This is a genomic window from Nonomuraea sp. NPDC052265 (assembly GCF_044547985.1).
Classification (GTDB): domain Bacteria; phylum Actinomycetota; class Actinomycetes; order Streptosporangiales; family Streptosporangiaceae; genus Nonomuraea.
The window spans coordinates 173267-194578 of sequence record NZ_JBIUBJ010000001.1 but is presented as its reverse complement, the minus strand read 5'-3'; the positions used below and the strand labels follow the sequence as shown (position 1 = coordinate 194578).

Annotated in this window: 23 protein-coding genes; 20 read left to right on the top strand and 3 right to left on the bottom strand. The window is 69.3% G+C overall.

Features of this window, described 5'->3' with window-relative positions:
- Nucleotides 1–3: 3 nt before the first annotated feature.
- The 16 genes from ACIHAD_RS00975 to ACIHAD_RS00900 all read left to right on the top strand — a co-directional run bounded on the left by ACIHAD_RS00975 (nucleotide 4) and on the right by ACIHAD_RS00900 (nucleotide 14705).
- On the top strand, nucleotides 4–651 hold the full coding sequence (locus ACIHAD_RS00975) for an L-threonylcarbamoyladenylate synthase (RefSeq protein WP_364089049.1): 648 nt from the start codon (nucleotides 4–6) through the stop codon (nucleotides 649–651).
- Nucleotides 652–739: 88 nt separating this feature from the next.
- On the top strand, nucleotides 740–3196 hold the full coding sequence (locus ACIHAD_RS00970; protein WP_397352246.1) for a hypothetical protein: 2457 nt from the start codon (nucleotides 740–742) through the stop codon (nucleotides 3194–3196).
- On the top strand, nucleotides 3196–3570 hold the full coding sequence (locus ACIHAD_RS00965) for a hypothetical protein (protein WP_397352245.1): 375 nt from the start codon (nucleotides 3196–3198) through the stop codon (nucleotides 3568–3570). The genes ACIHAD_RS00970 and ACIHAD_RS00965 overlap by 1 nt, the downstream gene beginning before the upstream one ends.
- Nucleotides 3571–3773: 203 nt before the next feature.
- Complete coding sequence (gene glyA / locus ACIHAD_RS00960; RefSeq protein WP_397352244.1) at nucleotides 3774–5039, top strand: serine hydroxymethyltransferase; 1266 nt, start codon at nucleotides 3774–3776, stop codon at nucleotides 5037–5039.
- 57 nt (nucleotides 5040–5096) lie between these two features.
- Nucleotides 5097–6386, top strand: coding sequence for a glycosyltransferase family 4 protein (locus ACIHAD_RS00955; RefSeq protein ID WP_397352243.1), 1290 nt, complete (start codon nucleotides 5097–5099; stop codon nucleotides 6384–6386).
- A gap of 131 nt (nucleotides 6387–6517) precedes the next feature.
- Nucleotides 6518–6940: a hypothetical protein gene (locus ACIHAD_RS00950; protein WP_397352241.1), complete on the top strand. Its 423-nt coding sequence runs from the start codon at nucleotides 6518–6520 to the stop codon at nucleotides 6938–6940.
- A gap of 65 nt (nucleotides 6941–7005) precedes the next feature.
- Nucleotides 7006–7221 carry an AtpZ/AtpI family protein gene (locus tag ACIHAD_RS00945; protein ID WP_357695095.1) on the top strand — a complete coding sequence of 72 codons (216 nt, stop codon included), beginning with the start codon at nucleotides 7006–7008 and terminating at the stop codon, nucleotides 7219–7221.
- Nucleotides 7222–7288: 67 nt separating this feature from the next.
- Nucleotides 7289–8086, top strand: coding sequence for a F0F1 ATP synthase subunit A (gene atpB / locus ACIHAD_RS00940; protein ID WP_397352240.1), 798 nt, complete (start codon nucleotides 7289–7291; stop codon nucleotides 8084–8086).
- 69 nt (nucleotides 8087–8155) lie between these two features.
- The gene (atpE, locus tag ACIHAD_RS00935; protein ID WP_397169677.1) at nucleotides 8156–8386 is read left to right on the top strand and encodes an ATP synthase F0 subunit C; all 231 of its coding nucleotides are present in this window, start codon (nucleotides 8156–8158) and stop codon (nucleotides 8384–8386) included.
- A gap of 33 nt (nucleotides 8387–8419) precedes the next feature.
- Nucleotides 8420–8971, top strand: coding sequence for a F0F1 ATP synthase subunit B (locus ACIHAD_RS00930; protein ID WP_397352239.1), 552 nt, complete (start codon nucleotides 8420–8422; stop codon nucleotides 8969–8971).
- A complete protein-coding gene (locus ACIHAD_RS00925) occupies nucleotides 8971–9780 on the top strand; it encodes a F0F1 ATP synthase subunit delta (protein ID WP_397352238.1) in 810 nt (269 codons plus the stop codon). Before ACIHAD_RS00930 ends, ACIHAD_RS00925 begins: the two co-directional genes overlap by 1 nt.
- A 40-nt stretch (nucleotides 9781–9820) precedes the next feature.
- Nucleotides 9821–11470 carry a F0F1 ATP synthase subunit alpha gene (atpA, locus tag ACIHAD_RS00920; RefSeq protein WP_397352237.1) on the top strand — a complete coding sequence of 550 codons (1650 nt, stop codon included), beginning with the start codon at nucleotides 9821–9823 and terminating at the stop codon, nucleotides 11468–11470.
- 3 nt (nucleotides 11471–11473) lie between these two features.
- Complete coding sequence (locus ACIHAD_RS00915) at nucleotides 11474–12376, top strand: F0F1 ATP synthase subunit gamma (RefSeq protein WP_397352236.1); 903 nt, start codon at nucleotides 11474–11476, stop codon at nucleotides 12374–12376.
- A gap of 1 nt (nucleotide 12377) precedes the next feature.
- Nucleotides 12378–13826: a F0F1 ATP synthase subunit beta gene (gene atpD, locus ACIHAD_RS00910; RefSeq protein ID WP_357991471.1), complete on the top strand. Its 1449-nt coding sequence runs from the start codon at nucleotides 12378–12380 to the stop codon at nucleotides 13824–13826.
- Nucleotides 13827–13894: 68 nt separating this feature from the next.
- On the top strand, nucleotides 13895–14296 hold the full coding sequence (locus ACIHAD_RS00905) for a F0F1 ATP synthase subunit epsilon (protein WP_080042501.1): 402 nt from the start codon (nucleotides 13895–13897) through the stop codon (nucleotides 14294–14296).
- A gap of 28 nt (nucleotides 14297–14324) precedes the next feature.
- A complete protein-coding gene (locus ACIHAD_RS00900) occupies nucleotides 14325–14705 on the top strand; it encodes a DUF2550 family protein (protein ID WP_397352235.1) in 381 nt (126 codons plus the stop codon).
- Here ACIHAD_RS00900 and ACIHAD_RS00895 read toward each other — a convergent pair.
- Entirely contained in the window at nucleotides 14702–15292 is a 591-nt protein-coding gene (locus tag ACIHAD_RS00895) for a cob(I)yrinic acid a,c-diamide adenosyltransferase (RefSeq protein WP_397352234.1), read from the bottom strand. The genes ACIHAD_RS00900 and ACIHAD_RS00895 overlap by 4 nt on opposite strands.
- A 127-nt stretch (nucleotides 15293–15419) precedes the next feature.
- Between ACIHAD_RS00895 and ACIHAD_RS00890 the strand changes: the two genes are divergently transcribed.
- The 4 genes from ACIHAD_RS00890 (at nucleotide 15420) to ACIHAD_RS00875 (ending at nucleotide 18973) form a co-directional block, all read left to right on the top strand.
- On the top strand, nucleotides 15420–16316 hold the full coding sequence (locus ACIHAD_RS00890) for an ABC transporter ATP-binding protein (protein WP_397352233.1): 897 nt from the start codon (nucleotides 15420–15422) through the stop codon (nucleotides 16314–16316).
- Complete coding sequence (locus ACIHAD_RS00885; RefSeq protein ID WP_397352231.1) at nucleotides 16313–17422, top strand: ABC transporter permease; 1110 nt, start codon at nucleotides 16313–16315, stop codon at nucleotides 17420–17422. Before ACIHAD_RS00890 ends, ACIHAD_RS00885 begins: the two co-directional genes overlap by 4 nt.
- Nucleotides 17423–18592, top strand: a complete 1170-nt coding sequence (locus tag ACIHAD_RS00880; RefSeq protein WP_397352230.1) for a sensor histidine kinase — start codon at nucleotides 17423–17425, stop codon at nucleotides 18590–18592.
- A 63-nt stretch (nucleotides 18593–18655) separates the two neighbouring features.
- A complete protein-coding gene (locus ACIHAD_RS00875) occupies nucleotides 18656–18973 on the top strand; it encodes an STAS domain-containing protein (protein WP_397352229.1) in 318 nt (105 codons plus the stop codon).
- A gap of 169 nt (nucleotides 18974–19142) precedes the next feature.
- Here ACIHAD_RS00875 and ACIHAD_RS00870 read toward each other — a convergent pair whose 3' ends face one another.
- On the bottom strand, nucleotides 19143–19685 hold the full coding sequence (locus tag ACIHAD_RS00870; protein ID WP_397352228.1) for a TetR/AcrR family transcriptional regulator: 543 nt from the start codon (nucleotides 19683–19685) through the stop codon (nucleotides 19143–19145).
- A 144-nt stretch (nucleotides 19686–19829) separates the two neighbouring features.
- Nucleotides 19830–21302 carry an aldehyde dehydrogenase family protein gene (locus ACIHAD_RS00865; protein ID WP_397352227.1) on the bottom strand — a complete coding sequence of 491 codons (1473 nt, stop codon included), beginning with the start codon at nucleotides 21300–21302 and terminating at the stop codon, nucleotides 19830–19832.
- Between the last annotated feature and the right edge of the window lie 10 nt (nucleotides 21303–21312).

Genomic DNA, 21312 nt, shown 5'->3' with positions numbered 1-21312 from the left:
GCCGTGGGAAGACGCTTTGACTGCTCCGACCTCGACCAGCGCGCCGAGGGCCTGATCGAGGCCGCCACCGCCGTGCGCCGCGGCGAGCTGGTCGTGCTGCCGACCGACACCGTCTACGGCATCGGCGCCGACGCGTTCATGCCGCCGGCCGTCACCGCGCTGCTCGACGCCAAGGGGCGCGGCCGGGACATGCCGCCGCCCGTGCTCGTGGGCACCGTCAGAGCCGCCACAGCGCTCGTGGACGACCTCGGGCCCTACGGACAGGATCTCATCGACGCCTTCTGGCCCGGGCCGCTCACGCTGGTCTGCAGGGCCAACAGGGCCCTTTCCTGGGACCTGGGTGACACCAAGGGCACGGTCGCGGTCCGCATGCCGCTCCACCCGGTCGCGCTCGACCTGCTCAAGGAGACCGGCCCGATGGCCGTCTCCAGCGCCAACCGCTCCGGCGCCCCCGCGGCGACGACGGCGGAGGAGGCCCAGGAGCAGCTCGGCGACTCGGTCGCGGTCTATCTCGACGGCGGCAAGACCACCGACAACACGCCCTCGACCATCCTCGACCTCACCACGGCGGTGCCCCGCCTGCTGCGCCGCGGCGCGATCCCGGTGGAGAAGCTGCGCGGCATCATCGGCTACGTCGCCACCGACGACTGACGTATACCGTCTTTTTATCCCGGCTGCGGTGGCGCCACGGGCACGATTACGGTGAGTCCCGGAACGGCGACACGTCCGGGAGTGGCCCATGGGCAAGTTCGACGGCATGGATCCGCAGCTGGTCCGTGACCTGCTGACCGAGGTCAAGCACGCGTCCTCGGCGCTGCGTACGGCCGAGGACCAGGTCAGGGCGGTGATGAGCCGTGCCGGGCTGTCCACGCGGAGCACCCATCGTCCGGTCCAGGTGGCCGACTCCGCCGATCACATGGTCAAGGATGTCAACGCGCGGCTGGCCGTACTGGAGAAACGCGCCGACGGGAAGCTGGGCGACACGTCGAAGACGGGCGGCGGCGGCACGGACGACGAGCCCAAGGAACTGCCGGGCACCCGCAACGACAAGTACGACAACCCCCGCGCCGACGACCAGACCCCCGCCACCCCCAAACACCCCGACCCGAAACCCACCGACCCCTCCACCCCGAAGGACCACGACCCGAAGCCCACCGAGCCACCCGCGAAAACCCCCGACACCAAGCCCGCCGACCCGCCCGCCCCGAAGGACCATGACCCGAAGCCCACCGAGCCACCCGCGAAAACCCCCGACACCAAGCCCGCCGACCCGCCCGCCCCGAAGGACCACGACCCGAAGCCCACGGAACCGCCCACGCCGAGGGACCACGACACCAGGCCCGGCGACGACCACAGAACGGGCGACACTCCGAAGACCGGCGATGACGCCAAGACCGGCGACGGTCACAAAGCGGGCGACGGCACGAAGACCGGCGACGACGCCAAGGCCGACGGTGACGGGAAGGCGTGCGACGACGCCGACAAGGACACCGGGACCAGCGGGAACGACAACCGCGGAACCGACACCCGTGGGACCGACACTCGTGGAGAGGGCACCGGGACCGACGGCCGGACCGGCGACACCCCGTCCACCGACGACCCCAAGGCCGCCGACCAGGACAGCAGGCGCGACCGGGGAGCGGAGGCCGACACGGGCGCGACCGACGTCCCCGCCAAGGACCAGCCGGACGACGCGCACAAGCCCCAGATCGTGGTGGTCGACGGCGTGAAGGTCCTCCAGGTCCCCATCGACCCGCCCACGGCCGAACAACTGGAGTCCCTGCTCAAGAACGTCGACAACGTGCAGCCCGCCGACATGCCGACGGTGCACGCCGATGGCGCCGCGAACGTCGGCACCTGGGCGAACGACGGCAGCGACGTGGTCTCGGCCAACGCCGGCAAGCTCGACCCAGACGTCCTGAAGACGGTCGTGGACCACGCGAGGGACATCCCGCCGCAGGACATGCCGGGCGTACAGGTCCCCGCAGGCGAATACGGGCACGGTGAATGGGCCCAGAAGCACATCCAGCCCGACGGCCCAACCGGTTCCCTCGCCCCCGGCACCACAACCGCCACCAGCCACCACTACGACCCGGCAGGACGCACCGGCACCACCTTCGGCACGTCCGGAGACACAGGCACCCATCACGGCACCGCGGCAGGCACGGGCGTCCACAACGGCACCGCGGGGGACGCAGGCGTCCCCAACGGCACCCCAGGGGACACGGGCGCTCATTACGGCACCGCAGGGGATACGAGCTCCCACGACGGCACCGCACGAGGCGCGAGCGCTCATTACGGCCCCTCTGGGGACGCGGGCAACGCCAACGGCACCCAAACCAGCGGCGCGCACGGCGACACCGGCCGCCCCGACGGCGGCTCCACGGACACCGGCCGTTCCGACGGTGGCTCCACGGACACCGGCCGTTCCGATGGCGGCACTACGGACACCAACCGCGCTGACGGCGGCGCCTGCGCCGACGACAAGGCCACGAACGGCAGCCGCACCGACGCGGGCACCGCGAACGGCACCCGTGATGCCGGCAGCGACACCGGTGGCGGCAATGCCGACGGCGGGCGTTCCGGCGGGACTCGGGCTGATGGCGGCGCCACGAATGGTGGTCGTGACGTTGGTGGGGGCTCTGGCAGTGCGGATGGTGGTGGGGCCGGGCGTGGTGACGGGGCTGCTGGGGTGCGGATTCCCCCTACGGCGCCGGGGGGAGGGCAGGTCGTACCTCCTGGAGGGGACGTACCGGCTGGGGGAGCGGAGGCCGTGGGAGGGGGAGGTGGCGGGAACGCGGTTGGCGCGACGGCCCCGGCGGGGGACGGCGGCACGGGTGCTCAAGGCCCGGACTCTCAGGGCGCGGGTGTTCGCGGCGTGGACGGTTACGGCGTGGGTGCGCATGGCGCGGCTGGTCACGGTGCGGGTGGCGGGGCGCAGGGGTTGGACGTGGGCAGTAGTGGCGGTACGTGGGTCAGTGATGGGGATGGGGTTGTGGCGGTGGATCTGCCCGGGGTCGGTGAGGATGCGCTCAGGGCTCTGATCGGCGACGCCCGCGACGTCCAGCCACTCGACATGCCCTCCGTGGAGGTCCCGCCCGGTGAGTACGGCAAGGGCGAATGGGTGCCCAAGGACATCAGGCCGGACGGTCCATCGGGTGAGATCGACCCCGGGACGTCGGGAAGGAGCGTGTGATGTACGTCGACCCGCCCGCCCCCAGGCCCAGGGGAAGGGACGAGATGCCCCCCGTCACCGCCGCGGGCCCGCTGGACAACCAGCCGCTGGCGTACGAGTTCAACCCCGACTACGAACGTCTCGTCACCGCCTGGAACACCGTCATGCCCATGCTGGAGAAGCTCAGCACGGCCCTCGACAAGGCGTACGCACTCGCCAAGAGCCCGCAGACCTGGGACGCCCCGGTCGGTGAGCGCTATGTGCAGGACATCCGGGAATGGCGGTCCAAGCTGGCCGTCTATCGCCACTCCGTGCTCATCGCGATCAGCGACGAGGCCGACGACACCCCGAGATGGATCCCCAGCCAGACCGGCGCACCGCACGCCTTCCCCTGATCCCGCACGCCTTCCCCTGAGCCGCAGGCAACGGCCTCCCACGGGAGGCCGCCCTCTGCGGGCGACTGCACCGGCGAGCGACTTCCGCCACGCGGCGACTCTCCCGGCGGACAACGGCGGCCCCGGACAACGGCGGCCCCGGACAACGGCGGCCCGCAGCCGACTACCTGGGCAAATCGGGCATGCGGTCGTACAGTGAAGGGATGGGTGGTGAGCCCTACTACGGTCCCGACTTCGGGCGGTTGCGGCGGCAGGATCCCGAGCTGGCGCAGGTGCTGCTCGACGAGCTCGCACGGGAACGCACCGGCCTCCAGCTGATCGCCAGTGAGAACTTCACCTCGCTGGCGGTCATGGCGGCCCTGGGTTCCACCCTCACCAACAAGTACGCCGAGGGCTACCCCGGCAGGCGCTACTACGGCGGCTGCGAGGTCGTCGACCGGGCCGAACGCCTGGCCGTCGAGCGGGCGCGCAGGCTGTTCGGGGCCGAGCACGCCAACGTCCAGCCGCATTCCGGCGCCATCGCCAACCTGGCCGCCTACGCCGCGCTGCTCCAGCCCGGCGACACCATGCTGGCCATGGCGCTCCCGCACGGCGGCCACCTCACGCACGGCTCGAAGGTGAACTTCTCGGGACGATGGTTCGACGTCGCCTCCTACGGCGTGCGGCGCGACACCGAGCTCATCGACTACGACGAGGTGCGGGACCTGGCGCTGCGGCGGCGGCCCAAGGTGATCGTGTGCGGCGCGACCGCGTACCCGAGGCTGATCGACTTCTCGATCTTCCGTGGCATCGCCGACGAGGTGGGCGCGTGGCTGCTCGCCGACGTGGCGCACCCGATCGGGCTGATGGCGGGCGGGGTGATCCCGTCGGCGGTGCCGTACGCGGACGTCGTGACGCTGACCACCCACAAGGTGCTGCGCGGGCCGCGCGGCGGCGCGATCCTGTGCACGGAGGAGCTGGCCGCGAAGATCGACCGGGCGGTGTTCCCGTTCGTGCAGGGCGGGCCGTTGATGCACGCGGTGGCGGCCAAGGCGGTGGCGTTCGGGGAGGCGCTGCGGCCGGAGTTCGCCGAGTACGCGGGCCGCGTCGTCGCCAACGCCCGTACGCTCGCCGACGCGCTGGCCTTGGACGGCATGCGCCCGGTCGCGGGCGGCACGGACACCCACCTGGCGCTGATCGACCTGCGCGAGCTGGGCGTGTCGGGGGCCGAGGCCGAACGGCGCTGCGCGGACGCCGGGATCACGCTCAACCGCAACGTGATCCCGTACGATCCGGAGCCCCCGGCCGTCACCTCGGGGATGCGGGTGGGCACGCCGTGCGTGACCACGCAGGGCATGGGCCCGCGGGAGATGAAAGAGGTGGGAAGTCTGGTGTCGCTCGCCGTGCGCGAACCGGCCGCAGCGCCCGAGGTCAGGGAAAGAGTGTCGGCGCTTCTCGCCATCCATCAGCCATATCTCAGCGAATATTAAGCTGGTCTGTGTCGGTTTCCGGTCACAGCTGGCCGGAGCATCCGGGAAACTAGGTCCGTGCGCGAATACCTGTTCATGGCGCTCATCTCGGCAGCGGTGACGTATCTGCTGGTCCCGCTGGTGCGGCGCTTCGCCATCCGCATCGGCGCCATGCCCGAGGTTCGCGAGCGCGACGTGCACACCACGCCGACGCCGAGGCTCGGCGGCCTGGCCATGTACGGCGGCCTGGTGGTCGGCCTGCTGGTCGCCACCCAGCTGAAACACACGGGCGAGGCGCTGTCGGAGTACAACGGCAAGGCGGTCACCGCGCTGATCGTCGCGGGCGGCCTGATCACGCTCACCGGCTTCCTCGACGACTGGTGGGGCATGGACGCCTTCATCAAGCTCGGCGGGCAGATCGCGGCGGCGGGCGTGCTGGTCTACTTCGACCTGCGGCTGCTCTACATCCCGCTGCCCAAGGACTGGGGCGGCTCCACCAGCCTCGACTACACGCTGAGCACGATCATCACCATCATGATCGTGGTGGTCACCATCAACGCCGTGAACTTCGTCGACGGGCTCGACGGGCTCGCGGCCGGCATCGTGTGCATCGCCGCCATGGCCACGTGGGCGTACTCGATCCTGCTGGCCCAGAGCATGAGCGTGGGGAACATCACCACGACGGCGGCCATCGCGGCCGTCCTCATCGGCACGTGCCTGGGCTTCCTGCCGCACAACTTCCATCCCGCCAAGATCTTCATGGGCGACACCGGGGCGATGCTGATCGGGCTGGTGCTCGCGTCGTCGATCGTCACGGTGACGCCGCTCGACCCGGCCGCCATCGAGGACATGAACAAGGTCCCGGTGCTGCTGCCGCTGATGCTGCCGGCGGCGGTGCTGGTGCTGCCGCTGATCGACCTGATCACCGCCGTGGTCCGGCGCACGTCCCACGGCATGTCGCCGTTCGCGCCCGACCGCGGCCACCTGCACCACCGGCTGCTGGACATCGGCCACTCGCACCGCCGTTCGGTCCTGATCATGTACGCGTGGGCGTTCCTGTTCGCCTTCGGCCTGGTCGCGATGTCCCGCGAGGGCGTGCCGGTGCTGCTGTTCGTCGTGGTCATCGTGCTGGCGCTGGCGGTGCTCGTTCTGATGGCGGCGCCGCGCTGGCGGGGCAGGGGCGGCGCGCACGCGGCTACGCGCAGCAAGGAGCCCGACGACGACGGCCCGCCCACCGGCCCGATGCCGCCGATCCCCCCGGAGCCCGAGGTCAGACGGCAGATGCCGCCGCAGAGCGGCCCGTCCTCGCAGGAACGCGCGAGCGCCGAGGGCAAACCGGTCATTCCTGCATTTCCGAGCCGTCCGTGATCGGGAACTAGAAACGGCAGGTAAAAGCGGTCTTCCGTGAGCTTGTGATATCTTTCACGAGCAGGGACCTTCAGACGCACATGTTCTGGAGGTAGCAAACGCTCGCTTGACAACATGCTGATGGAGCACCGATGCAGGCCAACGACGTGCGCGTACTCAAGAGCGCCGCTGTTCCGACCTTCGCGGTCGGGGTGGTCGCGGTCATCGTGGCGTTCCTCCTGGCGGGCGGCAAGGGAGCGCTCGGCGCGGCCCTCGGCACCTTGCTCGTCGGGGTTTTCTTCAGTGTCAGCGTGGTAGCGGTCTCCTATGCCGCCCGCGTCTCCCCGCAGATGATGGCGATCGCGGCCATGGTCAGCTACCTCGTCAAAGTCATCGCCATCATGGCGGTGCTCACCGCCTTCCGTGAGACCACCGCCTGGAACACCCAGGCCTTCGCGTGGTCCGTGGTCGTGTGCACGCTCGTCTGGACCGGATTCGAGGTCCGCGCGTTCGTGAAGACCAAGATGCTCTACGTCGACCCCGATGCCTCGGTCCCCGGAAAGGGCGACTCATGAGGCAGGTAAAGGGATGGGGTCCGATATGACTAGTCCTCCACTCGCCTGCTATCGTCGGGGCCGCGATGAGCGCACAGGAACGCCGGCCGGAACACGACGGTCGCGACTTCTCCGATGCCATGTGGTCAGTCCCCAGCTATCTGCTCGCCGGGATGGCAATCTATGGCGGTCTCGGGTGGTTGCTGGACCGGTGGCTCGACATGTCCGCGTTCTTCCCCATAGGCGTGGTCCTTGGGGTCGTGCTCGGCGGCTACGCGGTCTACCGGAAGTTCGGTCGCTAACCCGACGCAGCGATCGCCTCGCTGAGGAAACCCTTGTGATCCACTACGACGTTGAAGGGAACGCCGCGTGATTGCGCTGACGGTCCTCGCCCCCGAAGACAACTTCCGGGCGCCATCGCCCGATGAGCTGTTCAATTCGTTCACGCCGATCATCCCTGGGGTGAGCTGGTTCACCAAGCCGGTGCTGCTGGCGATCCTGAGCGCGCTCGTGGTGATCGCGGTTTGCTGGGTCGCCTTCGCCAAGCCGAAGCTCGTGCCGAGGGGCACCCAGAACGTCGTCGAGTACGGCTACATGTTCGTCCGTGACCAGATCGCCCGGCCGTTCCTCGGCAAGGACGCCGATCGGTGGATGGGCCTGCTGGTCACGCTCTTCTTCCTGGTTCTGTTCTGGAACATCCTCGGTGTGATCCCGCTCGCGCAGTTCCCGGTCGCCTCGCACATCGCGTTCCCGGCCGTGCTCGCGCTCTCGATCTACGTGATCAAGATCTACCTGGGCGTCAAGCACCAGGGCGGCATCGGCTACTTCAAGAACATGATGTTCCCGCCCGGCCTGCCCAAGCCCATCTACTTCCTTCTGGCGCCGATCGAGTTCCTCTCGAACATGATCATCGCGCCGTTCACGCACGCGGTCCGACTGTTCGCGAACATGTTCGCCGGTCACATGCTGCTCGCGTTCTTCAGCATGGTCGGCTTCTGGTTCCTGTTCGAGAAGCTGACTCCGATGGGCGCCGGCGTCGGCGTCCTGGGTGTGATCATGACGATCATCCTGACCGGGTTCGAGATGTTCATCCAGTTCCTGCAGGCCTTCCTGTTCGCGATGCTGGCCTCGATGTACATCGGCGGCGCGCTGCACCCGGATCACTGAGAACCACATACCGGAATATCCATGACCGGTGGGACTCCCTTCACCGGCCGTCCAGTAAAGGAAATAGCAATGAGCGTTCTCGCTGAGGTCTCCGGCAACGTCACCGCCATCGGTTACGGTCTCGCCGCCATCGGCCCCGGCATCGGCGTCGGCATCATCTTCGGTCAGGGCGTGCAGGCCATCGCGCGTCAGCCCGAGGCTTACGGCCTGATTCGCCAGAACATGCTCCTCGGCTTCGTCCTCACCGAGGCCCTTGCCCTGATCGGTCTGGTCGCGCCGTTCATCTTCCAGGCCCTCTAAGACCAGAAGAATCCCTGACGAAAGGCTGCACCCATGATTAAGGCAGCTACGCTCCTCGCGCAGGAGGAGGGTGCGAACCCGCTCCTTCCGCACACGTTCGAGCTCGTCGTCGGTATCTTCTCGTTCCTCGTCGTCCTCCTCGTCGTCGGCAAGATTCTCGTTCCGCGCATCCAGAAGACTCTGGCCGAGCGGACCGACGCGATCGAGGGTGGCATCAAGAGGGCTGAGGAGGCCCAGGCCGAGGCGCAGAACCTCCAGCGGCAGTACGCGCAGCAGCTCGAGGAGGCCCGCCGCGAGGCCGGCCGCCTCCGCGAAGAGGCTCGCGAGCAGGCCGCGCAGATCAAGGCGGAGCTCCGCGAGGAGGCGCAGGCCGAGGCCCGTCGTCTCGTCGAGGCCGCGCACGCCCAGATCGAGGCCGACCGTGCCGCCGCGTTCGCGCAGCTCCGTACGGAGATCGGCCGTCTGTCCACGGAGCTCGCGGGCCGCATCGTCGGCGAGTCCCTTGAGGACGAGGCCCGCCAGAGCCGCATCGTGGACAGGTTCCTCGACGAGCTTGAGGGCAGCAACGCGCAGGCGGTGCGCTAATGCGAGGTCTGAGCAGGACCTCGTTGGCAGAGGTCGAGGAGCGCTTCAACGCGGTCGCGGGCAGCGCCGACCTCGGCACGCTCTCCGACGAGTTGTTCGCCGTCGCGGATCTGCTCGACCGCGAGCATGGCCTGCGCCGCGCGCTGTCCGACCCGGCCAGGGCCGCCGAGCAGAAGGCGGGCACCGTCCGCGCCCTGCTCGGTGGCAAGGTCTCCGAGGCGGCCCTCGCCACGACCGAGGCCGCGGTCTCGGTCCGGTGGTCGCGCGTCGGAGACCTGGCCGACTCGCTCGAACGGCTCGGCGTCGTCGCCGCTGCCGCTGAGGCGGAGGGCCAGTCCCGGCTCGACGACGTGGAGGACGAGCTCTTCCGCTTCGGCCGCATCGTCGCCGCCAACCCCGACCTCCGACGCGCGCTCGCCGACGCGGCCGCGCCCGCGGAGGGCAAGCGGCAGCTGCTGGGCGACCTGCTCGGCGGCAAGGCCGCCCCCACCAGCCAGCGCCTGATCACGCAGCTGGCGGTGCACCCGCGAGGGCGTAGCCTGGAGACGGGCTTGGAGGAGTTCGGCCAGCTCGTGGCCCAGCAGCGCCGGCGCCTGGTGGCGGTCGTGCGCAGCGCGGTCGAGCTGTCCGGCGTGCAGAAGCAGCGTCTGGCCGACTGGCTGCGCACCTCCTACGGTCGTGACGTGCACCTGAACGTCGAGGTGGACAAGCGAGTGCTCGGTGGGTTCTCGGTCCGCATCGGCGACGAGATGATCGACACCACGATCGTGGGACGAATTGAAGAAGTCCGCCGCCGGTTGGCCGGCTGAGGCGCAGTGAGCGCCGAATGAATAGGGAGACAGAGTAGAGATGGCGGAGCTTACGATCCGGCCGGACGAGATCCGGGACGCGCTTGAGCGCTTCGTCCAGGCGTACGAACCGGAAGGCGCCGCGCGCGAGGAGATCGGGACCGTCGTCGACGCCGGCGACGGCATTGCCCATGTCTCCGGCCTTCCCTCGGCGATGGCGAACGAGCTGCTCGAGTTCGAGGACGGCACGCGCGGCCTGGCCCTGAACCTCGACCCCCGAGAGATCGGCGTCGTGGTCCTGGGCGACTTCAGCAACATCGAGGAGGGCCAGACGGTCCGCCGGACGGGCGAGGTCCTGTCCGTGCCCGTCGGCGACAACTTCCTCGGCCGTGTGGTCGACCCGCTCGGCAACCCCCTCGACGGCAAGGGCGCGATCGAGTCCGAGGGCCTGCGCGCCCTCGAACTGCAGGCCCCCTCGGTCGTCCAGCGGCAGCCGGTGAAGCAGCCGCTGCAGACCGGCATCAAGGCGATCGACGCCATGACGCCGATCGGCCGCGGCCAGCGCCAGCTGATCATCGGTGACCGTGGCACGGGCAAGACGGCCGTCGCCGTGGACACGATCATCAACCAGCGCGACAACTGGCTCTCGGGCGACCCCGAGAAGCAGGTGCGCTGCGTCTACGTCGCGGTCGGCCAGAAGGGCTCGACGATCGCCCAGGTGCGTTCCCGTCTCGAAGAGGCCGGCGCCCTGGAGTACACCACGATCGTCGCCGCCCCGGCCTCCGACCCGGCCGGTTACAAGTACATCTCCCCTTACACCGGTTCGGCCATCGGCCAGCACTGGATGTACCAGGGCAAGCACGTCCTCATCATCTTCGACGACCTCACCAAGCAGGCCGACGCCTACCGCGCCGTCTCGCTGCTGCTTCGCCGCCCGCCGGGCCGCGAGGCGTTCCCCGGTGACGTCTTCTACCTCCACTCCCGCCTGCTGGAGCGCTGCGCCAAGCTCTCCAACGACATGGGCGGCGGCTCGATGACCGGTCTTCCGATCATCGAGACGAAGGGCAACGACGTGTCGGCGTTCATCCCGACCAACGTCATCTCCATCACCGACGGCCAGTGCTTCCTGGAGACCGACTACTTCAACGCCGGTATCCGTCCCGCCATCAACGTCGGTATCTCGGTCTCCCGAGTCGGTGGCTCGGCGCAGATCAAGGCGATGCGCAAGGTGGCCGGCACGCTGCGTCTGTCGCTGTCGCAGTACCGCGACCTGGAGGCCTTCGCGGCCTTCGCCTCCGACCTGGACGCGGCCTCCCGCGCCCAGCTGGAGCGCGGTCAGCGCCTGACCGAGCTGCTCATCCAGCCGCAGTACTCGCCGTTCCCCGTGGAGCGTCAGGTCGTGTCGGTGTGGGCGGGCACGACGGGTGAGCTCGACGAGGTTCCGGTCGAGGACATCCGCCGCTTCGAGCAGGAGTTCCTCGACTACCTGCAGAGCACCCACAAGGGCATCTTCGACAGCATCCGCGAGACCAACGAGCTGTCGGACGACGCGGTGACCAGCCTCAAGGACGCCGTCACGGAGTTCAAGAAGGGCTTCACCACCTCCTCGGGCGAGCTCCTGGTCAAGGACGAGCCGGTGGCGCCGCTCGAGGCGGGCGAGGTCGGCCAGGAGAAGATCAAGAAGGTCGTCCGTCCGGCGACGGAGAAGTAGCTCATGGGTGCCCAGCTAAGGCTGCTGCGGCGGCGGATCAAGTCGGTCAAGTCGACCGCCAAGATCACGCGCGCCCAGGAGCTCATCGCCTCCTCGCGGATCGTGAAGGCGCAGATGCGGATGCAGGCGGCGCTGCCGTACGAGCGTGAGATCACTCGCGCCGTCACCGGCGTCGTCAGCAACGCGGCCAGCGTCGACCATCCGTTGACCGTGGCGAAGGAGAACCCCGCCAAGGCGGGCGTCCTCATCGTCACCAGCGACAGCGGGTTCTGTGGCGGCTTCAACGCCAACGTCCTGCGCGAGGCCGAGGCCCTGCGCGGGTTGCTGGAGAGCCGTGGCCTGACGGTGGTGCCGTTCGTCACCGGCCGGAAGGGTGTCACCTGGCACACCTTCCGCAACCGTACGATGGGCGGCCAGTGGGTGGGCTTCTCCAGGAAGCCGGCCTACGCCGACGCCAAGGAGATCGCGCAGACGCTGATCGACTCCTTCAAGGAAGAGGCGGGGATCGACGAGATCCACATCGTCTCGACCGAGTTCGTCTCGATGCTGACCCAGAACGTCGTGGTCAAGCGTGTGCTGCCGCTGGAGGTCGAGGAGACCGAGGCGACGGCGAGCGAGGCGATCCCGCCGTACTTCGAGTTCGAGCCCACCGCGGGCGACGTGCTCGAATCGCTGCTGCCGCGCTATGTGGAGTCCCGCATCTTCACGGCGCTGCTGCAGTCGGCGGCTTCGGAGGAGGCCGCGCGCCGCCGCGCCATGAAGTCCGCCACGGACAACGCCAACGAGCTGATCCGCGTGTTCACCATGCAGATGAACCAGGCTCGCCAGGCCGAGATCACCCAGGAAATCAGCGAGATCGTCGGTGGCGCCAACGCGCTGGCTGACGCCGCAGCGGGGAAAGAGTGAAATGACTGCAGAGGCTGTTGAGACTGTTGAGCCCACGTCGGCCGGTGCCGGTCGTGTGGCCAGCGTCAAGGGGCCCGTCGTCGACGTGGAGTTCCCCGTCGAGGCGATGCCCGACATCTACAACGCGCTCAACGTCGAGGTGACCCTCGGCGGCGAGACCAAGACCCTGACCATGGAGGTCGCCCAGCACCTGGGTGACAACGTGGTCCGCGCCATCTCCATGCAGCCCACCGACGGCCTGGTCCGCGGTACGGCCGTCACCGACTCGGGCCACCCGATCTCGGTGCCCGTCGGCGACATCGTCAAGGGCCACGTGTGGAACACGCTCGGCGAGTCGCTCGACGTGCCGACCGCTTCGCTCCAGATCACCGAGAAGTGGGGCATCCACCGGCCGTCCCCGCCCTTCGACCAGCTCGAGTCCCGTACCGAGATGCTGGTCACGGGTATCAAGGTCATCGACCTGCTCACCCCGTACGTGCAGGGTGGCAAGATCGGCCTGTTCGGTGGCGCCGGTGTGGGCAAGACGGTTCTCATCCAGGAGATGATCCGCCGTGTCGCCCGCAACTTCGGTGGCACCTCGGTGTTCGCCGGCGTCGGCGAGCGCACCCGTGAGGGCAACGACCTCTGGCTGGAGATGGAGGAGGCGGACGTCCTCAAGGACACCGCGCTCGTCTTCGGCCAGATGGACGAGCCGCCGGGCACCCGTCTGCGGGTGGCCCTGTCCGCGCTGACGATGGCGGAGTACTTCCGCGACGTGCAGAAGCAGGACGTGCTGCTGTTCATCGACAACATCTTCCGCTTCACGCAGGCGGGCTCGGAGGTCTCCACCCTCCTCGGCCGCATGCCGTCCGCGGTGGGTTACCAGCCGACGCTGGCCGACGAGATGGGTGTGCTCCAGGAGCGCATCACCTCGACGCGCGGTCACTCGATCACCTCCATGCAGGCGATCTACGTGCCCGCCGACGACATCACCGACCCGGCCCCGCATAACGCGTTCGCGCACCTCGACGCGCAGACCGTTCTGTCCCGGCCGATCTCGGAGAAGGGCATCTACCCCGCGGTGGACCCGCTCGACTCCACCTCCCGGATCCTCGACCCGCAGGTCGTGGGCGAGGAGCACTACCGGGTGGCCCAGGAGACCAAGCGGATCCTGCAGAAGTACCGCGAGCTCCAGGACATCATCGCGATCCTCGGTATCGACGAGCTGTCCGAAGAGGACAAGGTCACCGTGCAGCGGGCCCGCCGTATCGAGCGGTTCCTGTCGCACCCGATGTACGCCGCCGAGGCGTTCACCGGCCAGCCGGGTGAGAACGTCCCGCTGGACGAGACGATCGCCTCCTTCAAGGGCCTGTGCGCCGGCGAGTACGACCACCTGCCCGAGCAGGCGTTCTTCATGGTCGGCGGCATCGACCAGGCCGTGGCCAAGGCCAAGGAACTCGAGCGTCGCTGATCGCCCTACGGTAGTGGCACGGGCGTCGGAACCCGTGCCGCTACCTGATCGGAAAGGAACCTACAGAAGTGGCGAAGCTACGCGTAGGGGTTGTCTCACCCGAGCGTGAGATCTGGTCGGGCGAGGCCGACATGGTGATTGCCAAGACCGTGGACGGCGAGATCGGTATTATGCCGCAACACGCACCCGTGCTCGGCGTCCTCGTCGAGGGCGGCGTGCTGCGCGTCAAGCGGGAAGGTGAGCCCGAACTCGTCGCGGCCGTTCACGGGGGGTTCATCTCCGTGGCCGACGATGAGGTGTCGGTGCTCGCCGAGGTCGCCGAGCTCGGTTCCGAGGTCGACGTCGCGGCTGCCCGGGACGCTCTCGACCGTGCTCAGGCGTCGATCGAGGCCAACCAGGAGGACGCCGACGCGGCGATCGAGGCCAAGCGGGCCAGGGCCCGGCTTCGCGCGGCGGGCGAAGAGGTTTAATACATACAACGGGATTCAGGGGGCGGCCATGGTGGCGACGGTTTCGGTTTTGTTGTTGCTGCTGGTCGTCCTCGTGGTCCTGCGAGGGGTGACGCTCGCCCGCTCACGCGGCAGCGTCCCCTGTCGGCTGAAAGTAGACAGCCGGGGCTGGCAGAGCGGGGTTGCCCGCTACGCCGACGGTGAGCTCCACTGGATTCCGCTCATGGGCGTCCGTCTGAGGCCGCGCCACGCGATCGCGAGGCGCGGCCTCGTCGTTTCCGCCCGGCGTGAGATCGACGGCGGCCTCTATGCCGTCGACTGCGGCGGCACCACGCGCGGCCTGTCGCTGGCGATGAGCGCCGACGCGCTCACCGGGTTCCTGGCCTGGCTGGAGTCAGCGCCGCCCAGCGCGTACCTCGACGTCGCCTAGCGGGTGCCGCCAGGCTTCCAGAGGATCTCGTTGCCGCCGTGGGCGACCCGGCAGGCGATGAAGAGCAGGTCGGACAGCCTGTTGAGGTATCTGGCGGTCAGCGGGTTGACGTCGTCGTGGGCCTGGAGCGCCGCCCACGTGGTGCGCTCGGCCCTGCGTACGGTCACCCGGGCCAGGTGCAGCGCGGCCGTGGCCGGGTCGCCGCCGGGCAGGATGAAGCTGCGCAGCGGCTTGAGGTCGGCGTTGAGCCGGTCACACTGCTCCTCCAGCCGGTCGATGTAGGACTGCTCCACCCGCAGCGGCGGGAACTCCGGTTCGTCCACCACGGGCGTGGCCAGGTCGGCCCCCACGTCGAACAGCTCGTTCTGGATGCGCACGAGCACCGCCACGAGGTCGGCGGACAGGGTGCCGTGGGACAGGGCCAGGCCCAGGCAGGCGTTGGCCTCCTCGACGTCGGCGTACGCGGCCAGCCGGGTGTCGGTCTTGGCGGCGCGGCTCATGTCGCTCAGGTTGGTGGTGCCGTCGTCGCCCGTACGGGTGTAGATGCGGGAGAGGACGACGGGCTTGTCCTTGTCGGCACGCGTCATGGACCCAGCGTAATGACAAATGTCATCCGAGCGGGACGCGCTTTCCATGTCACCTCCATGATTTCAGCGACTACCAGGACGAACGCCATCAAAGCCACTATTTACCCATGACGAGAGAGAGGGCCTGATGCTCGAGATCAGCGAGCTGCGCAAGCGCTTCGCGGGCGGTCCCGACACCCCCGGCGGCAAGGTCGCCCTGGACGGGATCAGCTTCACGGTACGTCCGGGCGAGATGTACGGCTTCGTGGGCGCGAACGGCGCGGGCAAGACGACGACGATGCGTATCGTCATGGGTGTGCTCCAGGCCGACTCCGGCTCGGTGCGCTGGCGGGACCGGCCGCTCGGCTACGACGACCGGACGCGGTTCGGCTACATGCCCGAGGAACGCGGGCTGTACCAGAAGATGCGGGTCGCCGAGCAGATCGAGTACTTCGGCCGGCTGCACGGGCTCGCCCCGGCGGCGGCGAAGAAGGCCGCCGACGAGCTCATCGAGCGGCTGGGGCTGACCGAGCGCAGAGGCGACGCGGTGCAGACGCTGTCGCTGGGCAACCAGCAGCGTGTGCAGCTCGCCGTGGCGCTGGTGCACGACCCCGAGGCGCTGGTCCTGGACGAGCCCTTCTCGGGGCTCGACCCTCTCGCCGTGGACGCCCTGGCCGGGGCGCTCCAGGAGCGGTGCAGGAGCGGCGTTCCGGTGATCTTCTCCAGCCACCAGCTCGACCTGGTGGAGCGGCTGTGCGACTCGGTGGGCATCGTCTCCGGCGGCCGGATGGTCGCCACGGGCACGGTGGCCGAGCTGCGCGCCGCCGAGGGCGACACGTTGCGCGTGGACGTCCGCGACCCCGCCCCGGGCTGGGCCGACGGCCTGCCGGGCACGGTGGTCGTCCAGGGCGACCTGCACACCCTGCGGACGACCGAAGGCGACGACCAGGAGATCCTGCGCCGCGCCATGAAGGCGGGCCGCGTCGAGCACTTCGGCGTCGAGCAGCCGACCCTCACCGAGATCTTCAAGGAGGCCGTGGCGTGAACGGACTGATGCTGGTCGCCCGTCGCGAGATCGTGACGCAGGTGCGCACGAAGGCGTTCCTCGTCGGCCTGCTGGTGACCGCCCTGCTGGTGGCGGCCGTGTCCTTCGCACCCAAGATCATGGGCGGGGACGACTCGTACACGCTGGGCACGGTCAACTCCCAGCAGCTCCCGCTGAAGGCCGCCGCGCCGGACGCCGAGATCAAGTGGCGCTCGTTCCCCGACGAGGCGGCGGCCAAGAAGGCCGTGCTGGCCGGTGACGTGGACGCGGTGCTGGTCAACGGCGACAAGGTGCTCACCGACGGCGAGATCGACTCCAAGCTCGGCGTGCTCATGCAGAGCACCAACCGCGAGATGCGCCTCGGCGCGGCCGGGGTGTCGATCCCGCCGCTGCAGATGGTCTCCGTGGGCGTGGACACCCGTTACCAGGCCGCCAAGACGGGGATCGCCGTGGTGCTGGTGCTCGTCCTGTTCATGCTGCTCATGAGCCAGGTCATGATGGTGGCCATGGGCGTGGTGGAGGAGAAGGGCAGCAGGATCGTGGAGATCCTGCTGGCGGCGGTGCGCCCGTGGCAGCTGCTCGCCGGCAAGATCGTCGGGCTGGGCGTGCTCGGGCTGATCAACCTGCTCACGATCCTCGCCGTCGGCCTGCTCGCCACCTCGGTGTCGGGGTTCGCCGCCGACTTCCCGCCGGGCGTCCCGGGGCTGGTGGCCGCCGTGCTGGTCTGGTTCGTGCTCGGGTACGCGTTCTTCGCCACGCTCGCGGCGGCGTTCGCCTCGCTGGTCTCCCGCCAGGAGGAGGTGAGCAGCGTGATGTCGCCGCTGACCATGCTCATCATGATCACGTACTTCGTGGCCTTCTACGCCACCAACGATCCCACGGGCACGCTGGCCACGGTCATGTCCTACATTCCGCCGTTCTCGTCGATGATCATGCCGGTCCGCATGGCGGCGGCCGACGTGCCGATGTGGCAGGTGGCGGCGTCCATGGCGGCGATGGCGGTGGCGGTGCTGGCGGTGTTGTCGTTCGGCGCCAAGGTCTACGAGCGGGCCGTGCTGCGGACGGGCGCCCGGCTGAAGCTCGGCGACGTGCTGCGCGCCGGCTAGATGGACACGATCACGCGGGCGCGGCGCCTGGCCCGGCGGATGCTGAACTCGACACTCGTGATCATGTGGATCTTCCTGATCGCGTCGACGGTGTTCGGCCTCGGCTCCGGGACGGCGCCCTGGCCGCGCGTCGTGCTCGCGACGGTCGCCGCGCTCGCCTTCACCCGGCTCTACGTACGCGTCGTCGCCTCGATCATGGAGCGCCGGTATCCCACGCGGGAGGTCGTGTGGACCGGCGCTCTGGCGTTCCTGGCGGCGGTGCTGGGCGGGGCCGACCCGATGGGCTGGGGGTTCGTGCCCATGGCCTGGCTGTCCGTGGCGGTGATCGGGCTGCCCTCCCGCAGGGCGCTGGCGCTGGGCGCGGCGACGTGCGCGGCCTGCGTCGGGCTCGGCGCGCTGGCCGTGCTGAGCGGCACGGGCCTGCTCGCGCAGAGCGGCGACTCCTTCCTGGTCTCGCTGCTCGTCATCGCCGTCATCGACGTCATCTGGGCCGGCGCGCTGCCCTGCACCAACAGGATGTGGGCCTGGATCTGGACGCTGGCCGTGCAGGCCCATGACGGCCGCGAGGCGCACACCCGGCTGGCGCTGGCCGAGGAGCGGCTGCGCTTCGCCAGGGACCTGCACGACCTCGTCGGCCACCAGCTCTCCGCCATAGCCGTCAAGACCGAACTGGCCGTACGCCTGGCCGACGCGGGCGGCACGGCCGCCAGGGACGAGATGGCGGAGGTGAACACGCTGACCCGCAAGGCCCTGCGCGAGCTGCGCCAGGCCGTGCGCGGCTACCGCGAACTTGACTTGACCGCTGAGCTGAATAGCGTGAAGGGAGTGCTCGAAGCAGCCGGAGTCCGCTGCGAGGTGCGCCTGCCGCACCGCGAGCTGCCCCCGGGGGTCGCGCCGGTGTTCGCCTACGCGGTGCGCGAGGCGGTCACCAACGTCCTGAAGCACAGCGCCGCGACCTTCTGCGACATCACGCTGCGGTTCACCGATCAGGAGGCGGAACTGGCGGTACGCAACGACGGCGTGGCCCGGAGACAGGCCGACGACCTGGGCAGCGGGCTGACCGGCATGGGGGAGCGGATGGCCGCCGTGGGCGGGAGCCTGACGGCCCGTCCCGCCGGGGACGGACAGTTCCTGCTGACGGCGGTCGTGTCACTGCCGATAGATGGGTAGGGGAGGAGAGCGGGGGTTTCGATCCCGGCGACCACACGCCGTGTGCGTGATTGAGGAGGTGGCATGCGCGTCCGGCGCAATCCACGAGGCCAGACGGTGCGGATCGGTGCCCGGCTCGACGCCGGCACGTCGGCCGGCGTGCGCGAGCGGCTGCACGCCGCGCTCGACGACGGCGAGGGCGACCTCATCCTCGACCTCTCCAAGCTGGAGATGATCGACGCCACCGGTCTCGGGGTGCTGGTCGGGGCGCATCGGCGCGCGATCAGCGTGCAACGCCGCCTCGTTCTTCGGGGGGTGCCCCCGCGGATCATGCGGATCCTGGCGGTGACCCGGCTGAATCGGGTGCTGCTCGTCGAGGTTCCCGCGGCCGCGGTGGCCTGAGGTCACATATCGGGGCCGGGCGCCGATCAGCCGTCGCCCGCGCCCTTTCCGCGAGCCGAATATAGATGGAATGTAGATTTCGGCTCGGCCGCTATCACGGGCGTGGGTCTTCGGAAAGAACTGCGAAAGTGATTATTCTGTGACCCCATCACTGCGGGTAATCGGCGGGTCACGACGGACTGAGGCTGCGGATGAAGATGTGCACGGCCACCTCGACGAGTTCGTCGATGCCCGGCTGCTCCTCGGCCAGTATCCATTCGATCAGCAGCTCTTGCAGTGCGCCAATTACGCCAAGTGCCACCAGACGCCGATTCAGCGGGGGAGCCTGCGGGAAATCCGCCGACGCCTCCTCCACGAGCCGGGCGAAGGAGTCCACCGCCCGCTGACGTGAGGCTGTCAGGACGTCGCCCGACCTGCGCACCTCCAGGTGCATGATGCGGGCCCGCCGCCAGTCGGCGGCGGCGAACTCGATATAGGCGCGAATCCCCGCCTTGACTCTTCCGTCAAGCGTGCCCGGCGCCTCCTGTAACGCTTTGGCCACAACCGCGAGGCTTTCCTCGACGCACCGCTCGTGCAGCGCCTGGAGCAACTCCTCGCGGCCGCCGAAACATTCGTAGAAGGCGCGGTTGGAGATCCGCGCCTCCGAGCACAATCTTTCGATGGTCGTCGCCGCGAAACCTGGTTTCGCGTATAGCGTGTAGGCGGCTGTCATCAGCCGCTCGCGTCTGTCCGCCAGCCTTTGCTCAGCCGACATTCCCCGGTAAGACCGGTTCACATTCCACCCGTCCAACATGATCGTGGCCCCCAGAGCACACAATTATGGACGTATGATCGGATTTGGGAAAGAGCGCGATGATTATCTTTTACGTCGGCCGTGCAAGAACGTGACAAGCCTGATCAGTCGCTCAAGCTCTTCGGGCCCTCTCCTGAACGAGGTCAGGTTCATGCCGGGCAGGGCGAAGCGCTGGCGTGAGACCGCCTTTGGCCTGGTGAACTCGCGTAGGCCGTCGGCTCCGTGGATGCGGCCGAACCCCGAGTCGCCGACCCCGCCGAACGGCAGCGCGGGCACCCCGGCGAAGGAGATCACCGAGTTGACGGCGGTCATCCCGGTACGCATCGCGCGCGCGAGCTGCGTCGCCCGGCGGGCGTTCCCCGAGAAGATCGTGCCCGCCAGCCCGTACGCCGAGGCGTTGGCCAGCTCCAGCGCCTCCTGCGCGTCGCGGGTGCGCCGGACGGTGATCGTCGGCCCGAACGTCTCCTCCCGCACGGCCGGCGAGTCCTCCGGCACGTCCTCCACGATCACCGGGTCCACGAACGGCGCCCGTACCGAGTCGGGGCCGCCGGTCACCACTTTTCCGGACTTGGTGGCGTCGTCGATGTGCCGCCGGATGATGTCGAGCTGGGCGGGCATGGTGATCGGGCCGTAGTCCTGGCCGGCCTTGACCTTGGCGGCCCGCTCCGACAGCTCCCGCATGAACGGCTCGTACACCGCGTCCACCACGTAGACCCGCTCGACGCCCGCGCAGGTCTGGCCCGCGTTCGACATCGCGCCCCACAGGCAGGCGTCGGCCGCGGCGGGCAGGTCGGCGTCGGCGTCCACGATGAAGGCGTCCTTGCCGCCGCACTCGGCCACGATGGGCGTGAGATTCTCCGCGCACGCCGCCATGACCCGCTTGGCGGTGGCGGTCGAGCCGGTGAAGGCCACCTTCCGCACCCGGGGATCGGCGGCCAGCGCCGCGCCGGTCTCGCCGAGCCCGGTCACCGTCTGGAACACCGGCTGCTCGGGCACCGACTCGGCGAACAGCTCCGCCAGGCGCACGCCCACGCCGGGGGTGAGCTCGCTGGGCTTGAACACGACCGCGTTGCCGGCCGCCAGCGCGTACGCGATGGAGCCCATGGGGGTGAACACCGGGTAGTTCCACGGGCCGATCACGCCGACCACGCCGAGCGGCAGGTATTCGAGCGTGGCGGCCAGGTTGAGGCCGAGCATGCCGGTCGCCACCCGGCGGCGGCCCAGGACCTTGGCGGCGTTGCGGGCCGCCCAGTCGAGGTGCGTGACGGCCAGCACGATCTCCAGCGTGGCGTCGCCGACGGGCTTGCCGGTCTCCTCGTGCACGAGCGCGGCCAGCTCCCGCAGGCGCCGCGCGATGACCGCCTTGTAGTCGAGCAGGCGGCGCCTGCGCTCCCCCGGAGGCAGGGCCGCCCACCACTCCGCGGCCGTCCCGGCCCTGGCCACCGCCTCGTGCACGGCCTGGGCGTCGTGTTTGGGGTGACTGCCGACGACCTCGCCGGTAGCCGGGTTCAGTGAGTCGAACGTCAGCGTGGACATGGCGTCACGA

Coding starts and splice junctions, on each gene's coding strand:
- ACIHAD_RS00970 (WP_397352246.1), top strand. CDS start 740: ATGGGCAAGTTCGACGGCATGGATCCGCAGCTGGTCCGTGACCTGCTG.
- ACIHAD_RS00965 (WP_397352245.1), top strand. CDS start 3,196: ATGTACGTCGACCCGCCCGCCCCCAGGCCCAGGGGAAGGGACGAGATG.
- glyA (WP_397352244.1), top strand. CDS start 3,774: ATGGGTGGTGAGCCCTACTACGGTCCCGACTTCGGGCGGTTGCGGCGG.
- ACIHAD_RS00950 (WP_397352241.1), top strand. CDS start 6,518: ATGCAGGCCAACGACGTGCGCGTACTCAAGAGCGCCGCTGTTCCGACC.
- ACIHAD_RS00945 (WP_357695095.1), top strand. CDS start 7,006: ATGAGCGCACAGGAACGCCGGCCGGAACACGACGGTCGCGACTTCTCC.
- atpE (WP_397169677.1), top strand. CDS start 8,156: ATGAGCGTTCTCGCTGAGGTCTCCGGCAACGTCACCGCCATCGGTTAC.
- ACIHAD_RS00930 (WP_397352239.1), top strand. CDS start 8,420: ATGATTAAGGCAGCTACGCTCCTCGCGCAGGAGGAGGGTGCGAACCCG.
- ACIHAD_RS00925 (WP_397352238.1), top strand. CDS start 8,971: ATGCGAGGTCTGAGCAGGACCTCGTTGGCAGAGGTCGAGGAGCGCTTC.
- atpA (WP_397352237.1), top strand. CDS start 9,821: ATGGCGGAGCTTACGATCCGGCCGGACGAGATCCGGGACGCGCTTGAG.
- ACIHAD_RS00915 (WP_397352236.1), top strand. CDS start 11,474: ATGGGTGCCCAGCTAAGGCTGCTGCGGCGGCGGATCAAGTCGGTCAAG.
- atpD (WP_357991471.1), top strand. CDS start 12,378: ATGACTGCAGAGGCTGTTGAGACTGTTGAGCCCACGTCGGCCGGTGCC.
- ACIHAD_RS00900 (WP_397352235.1), top strand. CDS start 14,325: ATGGTGGCGACGGTTTCGGTTTTGTTGTTGCTGCTGGTCGTCCTCGTG.
- ACIHAD_RS00895 (WP_397352234.1), bottom strand. CDS start 15,292: ATGACGCGTGCCGACAAGGACAAGCCCGTCGTCCTCTCCCGCATCTAC.
- ACIHAD_RS00890 (WP_397352233.1), top strand. CDS start 15,420: ATGCTCGAGATCAGCGAGCTGCGCAAGCGCTTCGCGGGCGGTCCCGAC.
- ACIHAD_RS00880 (WP_397352230.1), top strand. CDS start 17,423: ATGGACACGATCACGCGGGCGCGGCGCCTGGCCCGGCGGATGCTGAAC.
- ACIHAD_RS00875 (WP_397352229.1), top strand. CDS start 18,656: ATGCGCGTCCGGCGCAATCCACGAGGCCAGACGGTGCGGATCGGTGCC.
- ACIHAD_RS00870 (WP_397352228.1), bottom strand. CDS start 19,685: ATGACAGCCGCCTACACGCTATACGCGAAACCAGGTTTCGCGGCGACG.
- ACIHAD_RS00865 (WP_397352227.1), bottom strand. CDS start 21,302: ATGTCCACGCTGACGTTCGACTCACTGAACCCGGCTACCGGCGAGGTC.